We start from the raw sequence: 17,038 nt of genomic DNA on the forward strand, positions 1-17,038 counted from the left end.
TGCCGCACCTCACCCCACGGAACAGTGAAGGCAGGCACGAGGATGAGCATCCACCGGCGCAGGATCAGTGGCAGGAACAAGGCGATCGGCGGCCTGGTGGCCGCGGCCGTGGTCGGCGGCGGAGCGGTCATGTTCAGCGGTATCGCGCAGGCCGCGGGTGTCGGCGCCGCGTACACCAAGACCAGCGACTGGTCGACGGGTTACACCGCGCAGTACGTCGTCACGAACAACAGCGGCCAGACGGAGAAGGACTGGACGCTGGAGTTCGACCTGCCGGCCGGCGCGAAGCTCAGCTCCCTGTGGAACGGCGAGTCGAGCGTGAGCGGGCAGCACGTCACCGTGAAGCCCCCCAAGTGGGACACGGACGGCCTGGCGCCCGGCAAGTCGGTCACCGTCGGCTTCGTGGTCAACGGCACCGGCGACCCGTCCGGTTGCCGTATCGACAACGCGAAGTGTTCCGCCGACGACACCGCGACGCCCGAGCCGACGGGCCGCCCGACACAGTCACCGACCCCGACCCCGACGCCGACGCACAGCACAACCCCCACCCCCACTCCCACCCCGACGGCAACGGCCTCCCCGTCCCAGAGCACCGGCACCGGCACGACCACCTCCGCCGGCTTCGCCCCCTACGTCGACACCTCCCTCTACCCGGCCTTCGACCTGGTGGCGAGCGCGAACGCGACCGGCGTGAAGAACTACAACCTCGCCTTCATCACGGACGGAGGAGGCTGCACGCCCAAGTGGGGCGGGGTGTCGGACCTGTCCAGCGACGGGGTCGCCTCCCAGATAGGCGCCCTGCGCGCCAAGGGTGGCGACGTCCGCGTCTCCTTCGGCGGCGCCTCCGGCTCCGAACTGGCGACGACCTGCTCCTCGGCGGACGCGCTGGCGGCGGCGTACGGCAAGGCCGTGGACGCGTACAAGCTCACCAAGGTCGACTTCGACGTGGAGGGCGGCGCGCTGCCCAACACGGCGGCGAACACCCTGCGCGCCAAGGCGATAGCCAAGCTCCAGGCGCAGCACCCGAACCTGGACGTCTCCTTCACCCTCCCGGTGATGCCCGAGGGCCTCACCCAGGACGGCGTGAACCTCCTGTCCAACGCCAAGTCCAACGGCGTGAAGATCAGCACGGTCAACATCATGGCGATGGACTACGGCCCCGCCTACAGCGGCGACATGGGCACCTACGCCGAACAGGCCGCCACCGCCACCCAGGCCCAGGTCAAGAGCGTGCTGGCGCTCTCCGACAGCGCGGCCTGGAAGACGGTCGCCGTGACCCCGATGATCGGCGTCAACGACGTCTCCTCCGAGATCTTCAAGGTCGACGACGCCACCCAGCTGGTCAACTTCGCCAAGTCCAAGGGCCTCGGCTGGCTGTCGATGTGGTCGGCAACCCGCGACAAGCAGTGCGAAGGCGGCACCAAGCCCACCGCGGACGCAACCTGCAGCTCCATCACCCAGGACAAGTCCGCCTTCTCGAAGGCCTTCGGGGCGATCGGCTGACGGACAGATCCCAGCTTTGTCGGGATCCTCAAAGGGGCCGGAACGACACTGTTCCGGCCCCTCGCCATCCTTGACGGAGCCGCAGGGCTGCCCGTCGTCCGTTACGCCGATGGCCAACGCCACACGGTTCGAGCTCGCGCGACAGTATTCGGCATAGGCCAGCGGCACATTCATCCGTATGGCTGAACCTTGCCCTCGCCGTCTTCTCCGCGCTCGCTCACGCCGAGGATCCGGGCCTTCCTGCGATACTGGACGCGCTGGCTGCGGCGCTGGCCGACACCGGCGGCGAGATCGCGAAGGGCTGGGCGGAATTCACCGAAATCGGCCTGGGCGAAACCCCGGCCCGTCAACTGTGGAGGAACCTGATGGCCACATACACCCCGCGTTTCCCCGGCAGCGGCACCCTCATCGAGGAAACCCTCATCGAGGGCCGCGCGGAGGGCCGTGCGGAGGGCCGCGCCGAGGACATCCTCCGTATCCTCGACCGGCGTGACATCGAGGTCCCCGATGCCGTTCGGGAGCGGGTCACCAGCTGCACCGACCTGGACATCCTGGGCACATGGTTCGACCGTGCCCTCACCGTCGCAAGTGCCGAGGAGCTGTTCGCGGAGTCGTGACCGGCAGTGGCGCAGAGAAGGGCCCCGCGGAGTCGGACTCCGCGGGGCCCTTGCCGCTGCTCGGCCTCGCGGGCGCGGCACTCCCCTTCGGGTGCCGCGCCCTGTTCATGGGGTGTCAGGCCGTGGGTTCCAGCGGCGGGAGGGAGCCCGTTCGGGCCGCGCGTGCGTACCAGCGTGCGCTCGACTTCGGGGTCCGGGCCAGCGTTGCGTAGTCCACGTACACCGCGCCGAAGCGCTTCCCGAAGCCGTATGCCCACTCGAAGTTGTCCATCAGGGACCACAGGTAGTAGCCGCGCACGTCCGCGCCGTCCGTGATGGCGCGGCGGACCGCCGACAGATGGCCGTGCAGATAGGCGATGCGCTCGGGGTCGTGGACGCGGCCGTCCGGGTCGGGCTTGTCGTCGTAGGCCGCGCCGTTCTCGGTGACGTACAGGGGCAGGCCGGGCACCTCACGCGAATAGCGCATGATCAGGTCGTGCAGACCCGTCGGGTCGATCGTCCAGCCCATCTCCGTGCGCTCGCCCGGCGTCTGGTGGAAGGCCACGTCGTCCGCGCCCGGCCAGGGGGAGTGCTCGCTCGCGCCGTGTCCGTCCGCGCGCCGGGCGGACGTGTCCGAAGGGTCGGCGGCCGAGACCAGCGTCGGGGTGTAGTAGTTCAGGCCCAGCGCGTCCAGCGGCTGGTTGATGGTCCGCAGGTCGCCGTCGAGGACGTACGACCAGTCGGTGATCTGGGCCGTCGCCTCGAACAGCGTCTGCGGATAGGCACCGTGCAGCATCGGGCCGTGGAAGACGCCGTTGGCCAGGTCGTCGATCTTCCGGCCGACCGCCAGGTCCGCCGGGTCCTGGGAAACCGTGCGCACCACCGAGGAGTTGAGGCTCACCGCGACCGAGTTGCGGGCCGGCATCACCGAGCGGAGGGCCGAAGCGCCCAGCCCGTGGGCCAGATTGAGGTGGTGCGCGGCCCTCAGCGCGGCCGCCGGCTCGGTACGGCCCGGGGCGTGCACACCCGAGCCGTACCCCAGGAAGGCGCTGCACCACGGCTCGTTGAGCGTGATCCACTGCTCCACCCGGTCGCCGAGCGCCTCGCCGACGATCTGCGCGTACTCGGCGAAGCGGTGAGCCGTGTCCCGCTCCGGCCAGCCGCCCGCCTCCTCCAGCTCCTGCGGCAGGTCCCAGTGGTAGAGGGTGATCGCGGGCCGGATGCCATGGGCGAGGAGCTCGTCCACCAGACGCCGGTAGAAGTCCAGGCCCACCTGCACCGCAGGCCCCCGGCCCGTCGGCTGCACCCGCGACCAGGAGACCGAGAACCGGTACGCGTTCAGGCCCAGCTCCGCCATCAGCGCCACGTCGTCGCGGTAGCGGTGGTAGTGGTCGACAGCGATGTCACCGGTCTCACCTGCGGCGGTCCTGCCCGGCGTATGACTGAAGGTGTCCCAGATCGAGGGCGTGCGGCCGTCCTCCCGCACCGCCCCCTCGATCTGGTACGCGGAGGTTGCGGCGCCCCAGAGGAAGGCGGGAGGAAAGGTCACTGAGGTAATGGGTTCAGTCATGGAAGCGCTCCCATAAGAGGTCGTGGAGACCGACGGGTGGGTGGGGGGAAGGGGAGGGGATGCGGGGGGCGGGGCGGCGGTGGCCCGCCCCCCGGGCCTTCGGCACGGGCCGGGCGGGGATCAGCCCTTGATCGCGCCCTGCATGATCCCGCCCACGATCTGCTTGCCGAACAGGAGGAAGGCGATGAGCAGCGGCAGGGTCCCGAGCAGCGCGCCCGCCATGATGACCGCCTGGTCCGGGACATAGCCGGTACCGAGCGAGTTGAGCGCGACCTGCACGGTCGGGTTCTGCTGGTTCAGGGCGATGATCGGCCACAGGAAGTCGTTCCAGGCGAACACGAAGGTCAGCAGGCCGAGTACGGCCATCGCCGGCCGTGCCGCGGGGAACACGACGTGCCACACGATCCGGATGCTGCTGGCCCCGTCCACCCGGGCCGCCTCGATCAGCTCGGACGGCAGCGCCTGCACCAGGTACTGCCGCATGAAGAACGTGCCGAACGCGGTCACCAGGCTCGGCAGGATCACCGTCTGCAACTGGTTCGACCAGCCCAGGTCCGACATCCACAGATACAGCGGTACGACGGCCAGCTGCGGCGGGATCATCATCGTGCCGATGGTCAGCAGCAACAGAACGCCCGAGAACCGGAACCGCAGCTTGGCGAAGGCGAAGCCGGCGAGCGTGGAGAACAGCACCGTGGAGATGGTGATCGCGCCCGCGACGAGCGTGGAGTTGAACATCGCGGTGCCGAGCCCCGCCTGGTCCCAGGCGGCCTGCAGGTTCTTGAACAGATTGCCGCCGAACCACAGCGGCGGCGGCGTCTCGGCCAGCCTGCGGTCGGTGCGCGAGGCGGCCACCGCCGTCCACACCAGCGGCGCGAGCGAGACGAGCGAGAACACGACCAGCACGACATAGGTGACCGGACCGGCGTGCAACTGCTTGCCCGCGCCCATCACCCGGCGGCGCCCGGGCCTGCGGTCGGAGGTGCCCTTCGCCGCCTGCGGAATCGTCAGTTCACTGGTCGTCATTGGGTCTTCCTCAGACGTCGGGTGAGCACCAGATTGATCACGGCGATGATCAGCAGGATCAGGAACATCGACCAGGCGATCGCGGACGCCTTGCCGAGGTTGCCGATGATCCAGCCCTGGTCGTACATGTACAGGCCGAGCGTCTGGTACTGGTGCTCGGAGCCGCCCTTCGAACCGCTGACCCCGCCGAACAGCAGCGGCTCACCGAAGAGCTGGGTCGCGCCGATGGTGGAGACGACCACCGTGAACAGGATCGTCGGTCGCAGCTGCGGGACGGTGACGTGCCGGAACTGCTGCCAGCGGTTGGCGCCGTCGATCGCCGCAGATTCGTACAGGTCGGCCGGAATCGCCTGCATCGCCGCCAGATAGATCAGCGCGTTGTAGCCGGTCCACCGCCAGATCACGATCGAGGACACCGCGAACTGCGAACCCCAGTCCGACTCGCGCCAGTTGACCGGATTGACCCCGAAGAAGTGCAGCACCCAGTTGACCATGCCGCCGTCCCAGGAGTACAGCAGCGTGAAGACCAGGGTCGCCGCGGCCACCGAGGTGGCGTACGGGGTGAGCATCACGACCCGCCACACGGTCGAGCCGCGCAGCTTGTAGTTGAGCAGATGCGCCAGCCAGATCGCCGCGAGCAGCTGCGGCACCGTGGAGATCAGACCGATGGAGAAGGTGTTCTGCAGGGCGTTCCAGAAGAAGTCCGAGGACAACAGGTTCTTGTAGTTGTCCAGGCCCGCCCAGGTCTGGTGGTCCAGCGAGGACAGCTGCACGTCGTGCAGCGAGTACCAGGCCGTGTACAGCAGCGGGACCAGGGAGAAGGCCCCGAAGAGGACGAAGAAGGGGGCGACGAACGCGTACGGCGACGCCTTCATGTCCCAGCGGTACAGCCGGCTGCGCCAGGAGTCGGCGCCCGCCGGCCCACCGCGACCGTGAGCGCCCCGGGCCGCGCCCGGCTGGGAGCCGGACGCGGCGTCGGCGCTCGACGCGGGCTGCGCGAGAGCCTGCTTGGGGCTGGTCACTGGCCGAGCACGTCCTTGATCTCCTTGGTGGCGGCGTCCCAGCCCTGGGCCGGGGACTTGCCCTTCTGCTCCACCTGGAGGATGCCGACGTCGGTCAGTGCGGTGTTGATCGGCTGGTCCTTGATGCCGAAGTACTGGACCGGGATGGTCTTGGCCGAGTCGGCGAAGATCTGCGTGATCGGCGCGTCGGAGAAGTACGAGGTCGTGTCCGCGGCCGGCTTCAGGCCGGCGTACGCCGACGGGGTCGACGGGAAGCTGGCCTGCTTGGCGAAGACCTTGGCCTGCTGCTCGGGCGCGGTCAGCCACTTGGCCAGGGCGATGGCCTCCTTCTGGTGCTTGCCCGCCGTCGGCACGCCGAGGAAGGAGCCGCCCCAGTTGGCCGCGGTCGGCGCGGCCGCCACGTCCCAGTTGCCCTTGCCGGAGTCACCGGACTTCTGCTCGATGTAGCCGATCATCCAGGCCGGGCAGGCCACCGTGGCGAAGGTGCCATTGGCGTAGCCCTGGTCCCACGGCTTGTCGAACTGCTTCAGCTTGGCCGACATGTCGCTGGTCGCCACGGTCATCGCGACGTCCCAGGCCTTCTTCACGCCGTCGGACTTGTCCCAGATGACGTTGCCGTCCTTGTCGTAGTACCGCTCGCTGCCGCCGCCGAGGGCCGCGTTGTAGACCGAGGAGGCGGAGTCCACGAACTTGGTGCCCTTGGGCGCCTTCTTCATGTACTCCTTGCCCAGGTCGACGTACTTGGCCCAGTCGCCCTTCCACTGCGCGGCGAGCTTGGTCCGGTCGGTCTCCAGGCCGGCCTTCTTGAACAGGTCCTTGCGGTAGCAGATCGCCATCGGACCGACGTCCGTGCCGAGCCCGATCGTCTTGCCGTCCTTGGTGGTGGCCTGGGCCAGCTTCCAGTCCAGCCACTGGGACTTGTCGACCTCCTTGCCGAGGTCCACGAACTTGTTCGCCTGCGTCTGCACGGCCTCGGTGACGTTGCCGACCTCGATCGCCTGGATGTCGTCGGTGCCGGAACCGGCCTGCAGCCGGGTCAGCACCTTCGGCCAGTACACATCGGTACGGGTGGTGACGTTCTCCTTGATGTTGATGTTCGGGTGGAGCTTCATGTACTCGTCGTAGAGGCCGGCCTGCTTGTAGCCGAAGACGCCGAAGGTCCCGATGGTCAGTGTGGTCTTGCCCTTGCCACTGCCGTTGCCGCCGTTGTCCGAGTTGGACGAGCCGTCGTCCGAGTCGTTGGCGCAGCCGGCCAGCAGTCCCGTGGCCAGCGCGGCGACGGCCGCGAGGGCCACCAGCCTGTGGGACCGGCGGGTACTCGTGCGCATTGCGTCCTCCTGTTGCCTGACGTGCCGACCCCCCGGCCAACTGCACTGGTTGGGCCCGTTCGTACTCGCTGCGGCTCGGGCGGGGAACGTGCGGGATGTGTATGTGTCAGGTACTGTGGGAGCGCTCCCACAGGTGATGTGTTGAAGAGTCGTCGGTCCGAGGCGGGGTGTCAAGGGAGCGGACGAGGAGCCCTGTGTTCAGTTATCGGGCTGTTAGCTAACTTCGGTCGGCGGCCGAAGGGCAGACGAGGTCAGGACAATTCGGCGCGCCCGGCGCTCGCGGGGGAGGCTGCCGGGGTCAGCACGAGGCCCGCGCCCGGCGGCGGTCACCCCGGCGCACGGGACTGTTAGATTCCAGGCCAGCGACATGAACGTCGAGGGAGGCGGGGCCCATGGCAAGCCACGGAACACGGGGGCGCAGCGGTGGTCGGCCCACCCTCGAAGAGGTCGCCGCCCGCGCCGGCGTCGGCCGCGGCACGGTCTCCCGGGTGATCAACGGCTCGCCCCGGGTCAGCGAAGCCACCCGCGCGGCCGTCGAGGCGGCGGTCGAGGAACTCGGATACGTCCCGAACACCGCGGCCCGCGCCCTGGCCGCCAACCGCACGGACGCGATCGCCCTGGTCGTCCCCGAGCCGGAGACCCGGTTCTTCGCGGAGCCGTACTTCTCGGACATGCTGCGCGGTGTCGGCGCCGAACTGGCCGACACCGAGATGCAGTTGCTGCTGATCTTCGCCGGCAGCGACCGGGAGCGGCAGCGGCTCGCCCAGTATCTGGCCGCGCACCGGGTGGACGGCGTCCTGCTGGTCTCGGTCCACGCGGACGACCCGCTCCCGGATCTGCTGTCCCAGCTGGAGATCCCGGCGGTGATCAGCGGCCCCCGCTCGGCGAGGGAGACGCTGACCTCGGTGGACTCGGACAACTACGGCGGCGGCCGCTCGGCCGTCGAGCATCTGCTCGCCGGCGGCCGCCGTACGATCGCCCACATCACGGGCCGCCTGGACGTGTACGGCGCCCAGCGGCGCGTGGACGGCTACCGCGACGCCCTGCGCGACGCGGGCCACGAGGTCGACGAACGGCTCATCGAGCCCGGCGACTTCACCGAGGAGGGCGGCCGCCGTGCGATGACGAAGCTCCTGGCCCGCACCCCCGGCCTGGACGCGGTCTTCGCCGGCTCGGACGTGACGGCGGCCGGCGCCCGCCAGGTGCTGCGCGAGCAGGGCCGCCGCATCCCCGAGGACGTGGCCCTGGTCGGGTACGACGACTCGGCGATCGCCCGCCACATGGACCCGCCGCTCACCAGCGTCCGTCAGCCGATCGTGGAAATGGGCCGCGCGATGCTGGACCTGCTCCTGACGGAGATCGCGGACCGCCGCCCGGCCGCGTCCCGGGGGCTGGAGCGCCGGCACCTGGTGCTGCCGACGGAACTGGTGACGCGTACGTCGTCCTAGGAAGGCGTCGCTCGGACACGGACAAACGAATCAGCCGGTGACCCGCCTTAACGGCAAGGTCACCGGCTGATTACTCAGGGTGAGTGACGGGACTCGAACCCGCGACATCCTGGACCACAACCAGGTGCTCTACCAGCTGAGCTACACCCACCACGACCGGCGGTTCACTTGGTGGTTTCCCCGACCGGCCGAGAAAAAGTGTACAGGGTCCGAAGGGGTGCTCGCGCACGGCTTTTCGCGGTGGCCCCTCGCGGCCCCCGCGGGCGCCTACTCCGCAGGCAGGACGTGCTTTCCGGCGATGGCCTTGGCGGTCTCCGAGTCCGGTCCGGGCTGCGGTACGAAGATCGCCTCCCGGTAGTACCTGAGCTCCGCGATGGACTCGCGGATGTCGGCGAGCGCCCGGTGGTTGCCGTTCTTCTCCGGGCTGTTGAAGTAGGCGCGCGGGTACCAGCGGCGGGCGAGCTCCTTGATGCTGGAGACGTCCACGATCCGGTAGTGGAGGTAGTCCTCCAGCGTCGGCATGTCCCGCAGCAGGAAGCCGCGGTCCGTACCGACGGAGTTGCCGCACAGCGGGGCCTTGCCCGGTTCCTTGACGTGCTCGCGTACGTACGCCAGGACCTGCTCCTCGGCCTCGACCAGCGTCGTGCCGCCGGCCAGTTCGTCGAGCAGACCGGAGGTGGTGTGCATCTGCCGCACCACGTCCGGCATGGTCTCCAGGGCCTTGGCGGGCGGGCGGATCACGATGTCCACCCCCTCGCCGAGTACGTTCAGCTCGGAGTCGGTGACCAGCGCGGCCACCTCGATGAGCGCGTCGTCGGACAGCGAGAGACCGGTCATCTCGCAGTCGATCCACACCATGCGATCGTTCATGTGTCTAACCTTACGGCGCGTATGCGCTCCACGGGCCTGCCATGCAAGGGGTTGCTGTGGCGTGGGGCGGTCCATGGTGCCGGTGTGACGTCCGGTGACGGCAAAAGACGTCCGGGAACGGCAAAAGAGGACGGGAACGAGAAAAGAGGAAGGGCCCGGGTTCGTCCCGGACCCCTTCCCATGTGCTCAGCTACCGCTTCTCGGTCCCGGCAGGCTCGCCGACAGACCCAGTGCGGCCGTGCGCCGTGTCTGCATCGGCACCGCGCTCTCCGGATGCAGCAGCGCGGGTGCCGGTCCCAGGGGCCCGGGCGGCAGTGCGCCCGTCGGCCCGGCCGGAGGCATCACCGGCTCGCCCTCGCCCGGCTTGTCGCCCTGCGGCCGGCGCGCCCGGTACGCGGCGCGGTACGCCGCGGGGGACGAGCCCAGCTGGCGGCGGAAGTGGCCGCGCAGGGCCACCGGCGAGCGGAAGCCGCAGCGGCCCGCGACCTCGTCGACCGAGTAGTCCGACGTCTCCAGCAGACGCTGCGCCTGCAGCACCCGCTGGGTGATCAGCCACTGGAGCGGGGCGCTGCCGGTGAGCGAGCGGAAACGTCGGTCGAACGTCCGCCTGCTCATGTACGCGCGTGCCGCCAGCGTCTCCACGTCGAACTGCTCGTGCAGGTGCTCCAGCGCCCAGGCGACGACCTCCGCGAGCGGGTCGGCGCCGATCTCCTCGGGTAAAGACCGATCGAGGTAGCGCTCCTGACCGCCGCTCCGGCGCGGCGGGACCACCAGCCGGCGGGCCAGCGCACCGGCCGCCTCGTTGCCGTGGTCACTGCGCACGATGTGCAGACACAGGTCGATTCCGGCCGCGGTGCCCGCCGACGTGAGGACGTCCCCGTCGTCGACGAACAGCTCACGCGGGTCGACATGCACCGACGGATAGCGCTTGGCCAGCGTCGGTGCGTACATCCAGTGCGTGGTCGCCGGGCGGCCGTCCAGCAGGCCGGCGGCGGCCAGCACGAAGGCGCCCGTGCACAGCCCGACGATGCGGGCCCCCTCTTCGTGGGCTCGGCGCAGCGAGTCCAGCGCCTCCTCCGGTGGTGGAGAGGTGATCGAGCGCCAGGCCGGCACCACGACGGTGCCCGCCCGTGAGATCGCCTCCAGGCCGTGTGGCGCGGTGAGTTCGAGGCCCCCTGTGGTCCGCAGCGGGCCTTCCTCACCTCCGCACACCAGCAGTCGGTAGCGCGGCACTCCGGCGTCCTGGCGGTCGATACCGAACACCGAAAGCGGTATGGAGCTCTCGAAAATGGGGCCGCCGCTGAACAGCAGCACCGCGACGATCTCCTTGCGGCGTCGCCCGGAAAGCTTCCGGGCCGCGGCTTCCGGCGCGGCAGTGGAGTCGTGGCTCATCCTGCTAAGCCCCCCTCGGTGGTCGCGGCTCCTCGGTTGTGTCGCTCCTGCACGTTTCCCCTCGGTCCTGCACGAGTCCCCCGCCGTAAAGAAAGTCAAGATCGAATCTACTGGGTCCCGCGCGGTCGCGGTGACCCAGGTAGACACTCGGCACATTGTCGACATGACAACTTGGCGTGAAGCATTCGATCACGAAGCGTTGCACTCGTGGGCCGTGCGGGGAAGTGCGCCTCGTCGCAGTGGCCAAAGCGCGTAGGGTGCGCAGGGCCTCCTGGACCCTTTCCGTGCAGGTGGAACGGGGGTTGGGGGGTGGTTGGGGCACCTCTTGCACAGTGTCCAGAAGTTGGCTGAAAAGATACGTCGGTGTGCGCGGAAACCGGTCAGTCGACCGGTGTATTCGGCTTACTGTGACGTCCGCCTCTGTGGGACGCGCAGCGTTCGGAGTGGCGCAGCAGGAAACGGCAGGCTCCGGTGAGGGCGGCGAGGCCGAGCGCGGTGCCGGTGGCGCCGGCGAGCGAGGTGCCGTACCAGAGAAGCACCACCGGGACGAGGACGCAGCTGAAGGCGGCCCAGCGGACCAGTTCGCTCACGGTGTCCGGCGCGGGACGCCGTTCGGAGGTGGGGCGCGGTCCGGACATGTCGCTCTCCCTGCGGCTCCCCGGGGCGGTGCCCGGCGGTGACTCAATGGAGTCAACGCGCGTTCGATCCGCCGGTCACTGTGTGTACCCGTCGGACGGAGCGCAGTTGTTTGAATCCTGTGCAAACCGCCTGTACGGGGCAGCAACCATTGCGTTACGGGCGCGGCTCGTGCATGCTCCGGTGAACCCCTACCGGGCTTCGAGGGATCCCCTACGGAGCGTGCGCGGGCTCTGGGCTAAGGAGGCGTGCCGCCGTACCCTTGGGGGTATGGGGTTGGGAAGATGTTTCCCGGACACGGCTCCGCCGCACACTGTCGTCCCACCCACGAGGATCTAAACGCCGAGACACTCATGGCCGGTCACGAATTCTTCGAACCCGCGGACCGCAAGCGGAACGTCGCCGACCCCACGGCGGACGAGCCCCTGGCGGCGGAAGAGTCACGCCCATCCTGCGACCCAGCTTTCAAGCACGGCGTGGTCGTCGGCTTCGACGGCTCCACGTCGAGCGAGCGCGCCCTGGCCTACGCGATCGGCATGGCCCATCGCTCCGGGTCGGGTCTGATCATCGTTCATGTCGCCAACCGGCTGCCCACCACGGTGTGGGCCGGCTGTGAGCCACCCGTCTTCGTCGACGTACCGGACCACCGCACCGAGGTGCTGGGGCTGGAACTCGCCTGTGCGGACTATCTGTCCGAGGTACCGTGGATCCTCGTCGAGCGCGGTGGTGACATCTGCCACGAACTCGAAGAGGTCGGGCGGGAGTACGAGGCCGACGCGATCGTCGTCGGGTCCACCCACGGCATCGTCGGCCGGATCTTCGGCTCCGTCGCCGGACGGCTCGCCAAGCGGGCGAAGCGGCCCGTGGTGGTCATCCCGTAACCGCTTCACGCACCGTCAACTCCCTTTGTGCAGTGCCTGAATCTACTCGCGCGTAGATGTGTTTGTGCCCTTGTGAAGGGCATATATCGGTCACCGCACAACTGCACATGCATGAAGGGAGCCCGCCGTGGACAACGACGTCTCTGCGGGAAGCACCACCACCGTCGTCGGTCGACTCGCCCTCGGAATCACCCTGTTGGCGTTCGGACTCGGATACACCGATGTGATCGACGGCGTGACGGCGACCGACGCCGTCTCACTGGCCCACTACGTAGGCGGCGTTGCACTCTTCGTCGCCGGTCTGCTGGCGTTCCGCGACCGCGACAACGTCACCGGTACGGCCTTCTCGGCGCTCGGCGCACTCTGGTTCACCTGGGCGGTCTCGGCCGGGAACCAGATGTCCGACAACGCCGCCGGGCTCTTTCTGCTCCTGTTCGCCCTCGTGGCACTGTCGTTGACCCTCGCGGGCGGTGACATGCTCGGTCAGGGCATGCACGGGCTGCTGTTCCTGTCGATGCTCGTCCTGGCCGTGGCCCGGTTCGCGGACAGTTCGGCTCTCACCAAAGTCGGCGGCTGGGTCGGCGTGGCCGCGGGTGCCGTTGCGTGGTACGCGGCCACAGCGGCGCTTGCCCACTGGCCGACGGTACTTCCCAGGCGCGCTGCCGGCCGGGGAGTGACGGCCACCGGCTAAATGGCAGCCGATGCCGGGGAGTTGGGCGTCCCCGGTGAACATGAGCGGACCCCCCGTGATGGGTGGCAACACGTGGGGGTCCGTTCCGTTCGATGGCCCGTGCGGGCGCGTGGGGGTTGCTCGCGCAGTTCCCTGCGCCCCTCAGGGGCGCTTTACTCCACCGTCACCGACTTCGCGAGGTTCCTCGGCTTGTCGATGTCCCTGCCCAGGATCTTTGCCGTGTGGTAGGCGAGGAGCTGGAGGGGGATGCCCATCAGGATCGGGTCCAGTTCGTCCTCGTTCTTCGGGACGACGATCGTCCTGTCGGCCTTCTCCTGCCCCTGGTGGGCCACCGCGAGGATCTTGCCGCTGCGGGCCTTGATCTCCTCCAGGGCCGCGCGGTTCTTCTCCAGCAGGTCGTCGTCCGGGACGATCGCGACCGTCGGCAGGGCGGGCTCGATCAGGGCGAGCGGGCCGTGCTTCAGCTCGGAGGCCGGGTAGGCCTCGGCGTGGATGTAGGTGATCTCCTTGAGCTTCAGGGAGGCCTCGCGGGCCACCGGGTAACCACGGACGCGGCCGATGAAGAGCATCGAGCGGGCCTCGGCGTACTCCTCGGCCAGCTGCTTGACCTCGTCCTCCTGCTTGAGGATCTCGGAGATCTGCGCCGGCAGCTTCCGCAGGCCCTCGATGATCCGCTTGCCGTCGCTGACCGAGAGGTCACGGGTGCGGCCGAGGTGCAGGGCGAGGAGGGCGAAGGCGACCGTGGTGTTGGTGAAGCACTTCGTCGAGACCACGCAGACCTCGGGACCGGCGTGCACATAGATGCCGCCGTCCGCCTCGCGGGCGATCGCCGAGCCGACCACGTTGACCACGCCGAGCACCCGGGCGCCCTTGCGCTTCAGCTCCTGGACGGCGGCCAGCACGTCGTAGGTCTCACCGGACTGCGACACCGCGATGTACAGCGTGTCGGGGTCCACCACCGCGTTGCGGTAGCGGAACTCGGAGGCGGGCTCGGCGTCCGCGGGGATGCGGGCGAGCTCCTCGATCAGCTGGGCGCCGATCATGCCCGCGTGGTACGAGGTGCCGCAGCCGAGGATCTTCACCCGGCGGATCCGGCGCGCCTCGCGGGCGTCCAGGTTCAGGCCGCCGAGGTGCACGGTGGAGAAGCGGTCGTCGATGCGGCCGCGCAGCACGCGGTCCACGGCGTCGGCCTGCTCGTGGATCTCCTTGTGCATGTAGGTGTCGTGGCCGCCCATGTCGTAGGAGGCGGCCTCCCACTCCACGGTGGTCGGCTCGGCCGTGGTGCGGGTGCCCTCGGTGGTGTACGTGCGGAAGTCGTCGGCCTTGAGGGTGGCCATCTCGCCGTCGTCGAGCGTGACTATCTGGCGGGTGTGGGTGACCAGCGCGGCGATGTCCGATGCGACGAACATCTCCTTCTCGCCGATGCCGAGGACGACCGGGGAGCCGTTTCGAGCCACCACGATGCGGTCCGAGAAGTCGGCGTGCATCACGGCGATGCCGTACGTGCCCTCGACGACCCGGAGCGCCTGGCGGACCTTCTCCTCCAGGGACTCCGCCTGGGAGCGGGCGATCAGATGGACGAGGACCTCGGTGTCGGTCTCGGAGAGGAACTCGACGCCGTCCGCCTCCAGCTTGCGGCGCAGGTCGGCGGCGTTGTCGATGATGCCGTTGTGCACGACGGCGACCTTCTGGTCGGCCGACATGTGCGGGTGGGCGTTCACGTCGGACGGGGCACCGTGGGTGGCCCAGCGGGTGTGGGCGATACCGGTGGTGCCCTTGAAGCGCGCCGGGACCTTGGCCTCCAGGTCGCGGACCCGCCCCTTGGCCTTGACCATCTTCAGGCCGGCCGTCTTCGGGGAGGTGACGACGATGCCCGCGGAGTCGTAGCCGCGGTACTCCAGGCGCTGCAAGCCCTCCAGGAGCAGCGGGGCCACGTCACGCTTCCCGATGTATCCGACAATTCCGCACATATATAGGTATCCCTCAGCCTGTCGTTCTGTTGTTCCGGCTGGTTCTCAGCCGTAGACCATGCGGCGCAGCTGTCTGAGCGTGAGCTCCGGCGGCGCCACCGCCCGGTACCTCAGGTCCGCCTCGATCCGTTCGAAGATCGTCGCGTTCACCAGGCCCTGGGCCTGCAGCTCGCGATGGCGGCGACGGACGAAGTCCTCGGTCGTCTCGTCGAAGTAGGCGAGCACGTCCTGGACCACACGCAGCGCCTCGCCCCGGCTCAGGGGCGTGGACCGCGTCAGGTGATCAACAAGTTCGTCGTGCACCCGGTAGATCCTGAGCCACCGGCGCCGGTTTCGCAAGAATCCTGCCCGATTGCGGGCACGGAGGTGTTGAAAATCCTTGGACGAACATTGAATCTCTCATGGATCCCTGTTCGTGATCTGTCCATCCTGTGTCTTGCGTCTCGTCGCCTCTGGAGACGAGTTTCAGACGCCATGGACATTCCTCGTATGGGAGTACCCGAGAAGCTGGCCGAGCGCATGAGCATGGCCGAGCAGCACGAATATCTGCGCGCCAGATTCTCGCGGCGCACGATGATCAGAGGCGGTGCCGTCACGCTGGGCGCGGTCACGGGTGGCGCGTTCATCCCGGGCGGGACCGCCCAGGCCGCCGTTCCGACCCAGTCCACCGCCCCGGCCACCGAGATGGTCGACGGCGCCCTTGTCGCCCCCTTCGGCCGCCACCTCGCCTACGGCAACGACCCGCGCACCGAGATGACCATCTCGTGGCAGGTCCCGGTCGCCGTGAAGAAGCCGTTCATCCGCATCGGTGCCCACCCCTGGGACCTCTCCCGCAAGATCGAGGCCGAGGTCCGCACCCTCTACACCCCGGCCGGCGTCGGCGCGAGCGGCGACCACACGCAGTACTACCTGCACGCCAGGCTCACCCACCTGCGCCCCGGCAAGACCTACTACTACGGCGTCGGCCACCAGGGCTTCGACCCGGCCGAGCGGCACCTCGCGGGCACCCTGGGCACCTTCACCACCGCCCCCGACCGCGAGCAGCCGTTCACCTTCACGGCCTTCGGCGACCAGGGCGTCAGCTACCGCGCCCTGGCCAACGACAGCCTGATCCTCGGTCAGAACCCGGCCTTCCATCTGCACGCCGGCGACATCGCCTACGGCGACCCGGCCGGCCAGGGCAAGACCACCGACACCGGCTTCGACTCGCGCACCTGGGACCAGTTCCTGTACCAGACCGAGTCGGTCGCCAAGCAGATCCCGTGGATGGTCAGCTACGGCAACCACGACATGGAGGCCTGGTACTCGCCGAACGGCTACGGCGGCGAGGAGGCCCGCTGGACGCTCCCGGACAACGGTCCGGACCCGAAGAACCTGCCGGGCGTCTACTCCTTCGTCTACGGCAACACGGCGATCATCTCGCTGGACCCCAACGACGTCTCCTTCGAGATCCCGGCGAACCTGGGCATCTCGGGCGGTACTCAGACGACATGGTTCGAGGCGCAGCTGAAGAAGTTCCGCGCCTCGAAGGACATCGACTTCATCATCGTGTTCTTCCACCACTGCGCCTACTGCACCTCCACCGCGCACGCCTCGGAGGGGGGTGTGCGCCAGGAGTGGGTGCCGCTCTTCGACAAGTACCAGGTCGACCTCGTCATCAACGGCCACAACCACCAGTACGAGCGCACGGACGTCATCAAGGGCAACGAGGTCACCAAGAAGCTGCCGATCGGCGGCACGGCGTACTCGGACACCGAGGGCGTGGTCTACGTGACGGCGGGCGCGGCCGGCCGCAGCCTGTACGCCTTCAGCGCGCCGGACTCCTACGAGGGCCACGAGCACGAGGTGGACTCCGTCGCCTCGTTCATCTGCCTCAAGGACGGCAAGCAGAACGAGACCGTCACCTGGTCCCGTGTCCGCTACCTCAACTACTCCTTCCTGCGCGTGGACGTCACCCCCGCGCCGAAGGGCCGCTACACCACCCTGAAGGTCTCGGGCATCGCCGAGACCGGTGACCGGATCGACCACTTCACGGTGGCGCGCCGGGCGAAGTGACCGCGGCCGCGCCCCGGCGGCGGGGCGCACCCGGACACGGCGGGCGGGCG

General features: G+C 68.9%; 15 protein-coding genes and 1 tRNA gene. 6 read left to right on the top strand and 10 right to left on the bottom strand.

The window, feature by feature from the left end:
• Positions 1-42: 42 nt before the first annotated feature.
• On the top strand, positions 43-1,503 hold the full coding sequence (locus tag ACZ4EG_RS01170; RefSeq protein WP_467789097.1) for a glycoside hydrolase family 18 protein: 1,461 nt from the start codon (positions 43-45) through the stop codon (positions 1,501-1,503).
• Positions 1,504-1,868: 365 nt separating this feature from the next.
• Positions 1,869-2,120 (top strand): hypothetical protein, encoded by a 252-nt coding sequence (locus ACZ4EG_RS01175; RefSeq protein WP_467789098.1) that lies wholly within the window; start codon positions 1,869-1,871, stop codon positions 2,118-2,120.
• A 115-nt stretch (positions 2,121-2,235) separates the two neighbouring features.
• Here the strand turns inward: ACZ4EG_RS01175 and ACZ4EG_RS01180 are convergent, their stop codons facing one another.
• The 4 genes from ACZ4EG_RS01180 to ACZ4EG_RS01195 form a co-directional block, all read right to left on the bottom strand.
• Positions 2,236-3,669 (bottom strand): GH1 family beta-glucosidase, encoded by a 1,434-nt coding sequence (locus ACZ4EG_RS01180; protein ID WP_453552652.1) that lies wholly within the window; start codon positions 3,667-3,669, stop codon positions 2,236-2,238.
• Between the two features lie 120 nt (positions 3,670-3,789).
• The gene (locus ACZ4EG_RS01185; RefSeq protein ID WP_453552650.1) at positions 3,790-4,695 is read right to left on the bottom strand and encodes a carbohydrate ABC transporter permease; all 906 of its coding nucleotides are present in this window, start codon (positions 4,693-4,695) and stop codon (positions 3,790-3,792) included.
• Entirely contained in the window at positions 4,692-5,717 is a 1,026-nt protein-coding gene (locus ACZ4EG_RS01190; RefSeq protein WP_467789099.1) for a carbohydrate ABC transporter permease, read from the bottom strand. The genes ACZ4EG_RS01185 and ACZ4EG_RS01190 overlap by 4 nt, the downstream gene beginning before the upstream one ends.
• Positions 5,714-7,045 carry an ABC transporter substrate-binding protein gene (locus tag ACZ4EG_RS01195; RefSeq protein ID WP_467789100.1) on the bottom strand — a complete coding sequence of 444 codons (1,332 nt, stop codon included), beginning with the start codon at positions 7,043-7,045 and terminating at the stop codon, positions 5,714-5,716. Before ACZ4EG_RS01195 ends, ACZ4EG_RS01190 begins: the two co-directional genes overlap by 4 nt.
• Before the next feature lie 392 nt (positions 7,046-7,437).
• Between ACZ4EG_RS01195 and ACZ4EG_RS01200 the strand changes: the two genes are divergently transcribed.
• On the top strand, positions 7,438-8,493 hold the full coding sequence (locus ACZ4EG_RS01200; RefSeq protein WP_390706753.1) for a LacI family DNA-binding transcriptional regulator: 1,056 nt from the start codon (positions 7,438-7,440) through the stop codon (positions 8,491-8,493).
• A gap of 78 nt (positions 8,494-8,571) precedes the next feature.
• On the opposite strand, the gene ACZ4EG_RS01205 is transcribed toward ACZ4EG_RS01200, so the two are convergent.
• The 4 genes from ACZ4EG_RS01205 to ACZ4EG_RS01220 form a co-directional block, all read right to left on the bottom strand.
• Positions 8,572-8,644: transfer RNA gene (locus ACZ4EG_RS01205), tRNA-His, on the bottom strand.
• A 116-nt stretch (positions 8,645-8,760) separates the two neighbouring features.
• Complete coding sequence (gene orn / locus ACZ4EG_RS01210) at positions 8,761-9,363, bottom strand: oligoribonuclease (RefSeq protein ID WP_453552644.1); 603 nt, start codon at positions 9,361-9,363, stop codon at positions 8,761-8,763.
• Between the two features lie 186 nt (positions 9,364-9,549).
• Complete coding sequence (locus ACZ4EG_RS01215) at positions 9,550-10,755, bottom strand: helix-turn-helix domain-containing protein (RefSeq protein ID WP_453552642.1); 1,206 nt, start codon at positions 10,753-10,755, stop codon at positions 9,550-9,552.
• A 380-nt stretch (positions 10,756-11,135) separates the two neighbouring features.
• Positions 11,136-11,393 carry a hypothetical protein gene (locus tag ACZ4EG_RS01220; protein WP_467789101.1) on the bottom strand — a complete coding sequence of 86 codons (258 nt, stop codon included), beginning with the start codon at positions 11,391-11,393 and terminating at the stop codon, positions 11,136-11,138.
• A 351-nt stretch (positions 11,394-11,744) separates the two neighbouring features.
• Here ACZ4EG_RS01220 and ACZ4EG_RS01225 point away from each other — a divergent pair, with 351 nt between their 5' ends.
• Both ACZ4EG_RS01225 and ACZ4EG_RS01230 read left to right on the top strand, forming a co-directional pair.
• Entirely contained in the window at positions 11,745-12,272 is a 528-nt protein-coding gene (locus ACZ4EG_RS01225) for a universal stress protein (RefSeq protein ID WP_263209035.1), read from the top strand.
• A 127-nt stretch (positions 12,273-12,399) separates the two neighbouring features.
• Entirely contained in the window at positions 12,400-12,963 is a 564-nt protein-coding gene (locus ACZ4EG_RS01230; RefSeq protein WP_453552639.1) for a GPR1/FUN34/YaaH family transporter, read from the top strand.
• 152 nt (positions 12,964-13,115) lie between these two features.
• Here the strand turns inward: ACZ4EG_RS01230 and glmS are convergent, their stop codons facing one another.
• On the bottom strand, positions 13,116-14,933 hold the full coding sequence (gene glmS / locus ACZ4EG_RS01235) for a glutamine--fructose-6-phosphate transaminase (isomerizing) (protein WP_363295315.1): 1,818 nt from the start codon (positions 14,931-14,933) through the stop codon (positions 13,116-13,118).
• A 45-nt stretch (positions 14,934-14,978) separates the two neighbouring features.
• Positions 14,979-15,236 (bottom strand): hypothetical protein, encoded by a 258-nt coding sequence (locus ACZ4EG_RS01240; protein WP_390706747.1) that lies wholly within the window; start codon positions 15,234-15,236, stop codon positions 14,979-14,981.
• Between the two features lie 186 nt (positions 15,237-15,422).
• Here ACZ4EG_RS01240 and ACZ4EG_RS01245 point away from each other — a divergent pair, with 186 nt between their 5' ends.
• Positions 15,423-16,988 (top strand): purple acid phosphatase family protein, encoded by a 1,566-nt coding sequence (locus tag ACZ4EG_RS01245; protein WP_467789102.1) that lies wholly within the window; start codon positions 15,423-15,425, stop codon positions 16,986-16,988.
• Positions 16,989-17,038 lie beyond the last annotated feature (50 nt).

The organism is Streptomyces sp. NPDC025638, assembly GCF_055558775.1.

What these genes read in the sequence shown, in the direction of transcription:
- ACZ4EG_RS01185 (WP_453552650.1), bottom strand. Translation starts at nt 4,695, where the DNA reads ATGACGACCAGTGAACTGACGATTCCGCAGGCGGCGAAGGGCACCTCC.
- ACZ4EG_RS01200 (WP_390706753.1), top strand. Translation starts at nt 7,438, where the DNA reads ATGGCAAGCCACGGAACACGGGGGCGCAGCGGTGGTCGGCCCACCCTC.
- orn (WP_453552644.1), bottom strand. Translation starts at nt 9,363, where the DNA reads ATGAACGATCGCATGGTGTGGATCGACTGCGAGATGACCGGTCTCTCG.
- ACZ4EG_RS01180 (WP_453552652.1), bottom strand. Translation starts at nt 3,669, where the DNA reads ATGACTGAACCCATTACCTCAGTGACCTTTCCTCCCGCCTTCCTCTGG.
- ACZ4EG_RS01225 (WP_263209035.1), top strand. Translation starts at nt 11,745, where the DNA reads ATGGCCGGTCACGAATTCTTCGAACCCGCGGACCGCAAGCGGAACGTC.
- ACZ4EG_RS01215 (WP_453552642.1), bottom strand. Translation starts at nt 10,755, where the DNA reads ATGAGCCACGACTCCACTGCCGCGCCGGAAGCCGCGGCCCGGAAGCTT.
- glmS (WP_363295315.1), bottom strand. Translation starts at nt 14,933, where the DNA reads ATGTGCGGAATTGTCGGATACATCGGGAAGCGTGACGTGGCCCCGCTG.
- ACZ4EG_RS01195 (WP_467789100.1), bottom strand. Translation starts at nt 7,045, where the DNA reads ATGCGCACGAGTACCCGCCGGTCCCACAGGCTGGTGGCCCTCGCGGCC.
- ACZ4EG_RS01220 (WP_467789101.1), bottom strand. Translation starts at nt 11,393, where the DNA reads ATGTCCGGACCGCGCCCCACCTCCGAACGGCGTCCCGCGCCGGACACC.
- ACZ4EG_RS01175 (WP_467789098.1), top strand. Translation starts at nt 1,869, where the DNA reads ATGGCCACATACACCCCGCGTTTCCCCGGCAGCGGCACCCTCATCGAG.
- ACZ4EG_RS01170 (WP_467789097.1), top strand. Translation starts at nt 43, where the DNA reads ATGAGCATCCACCGGCGCAGGATCAGTGGCAGGAACAAGGCGATCGGC.
- ACZ4EG_RS01245 (WP_467789102.1), top strand. Translation starts at nt 15,423, where the DNA reads ATGGGAGTACCCGAGAAGCTGGCCGAGCGCATGAGCATGGCCGAGCAG.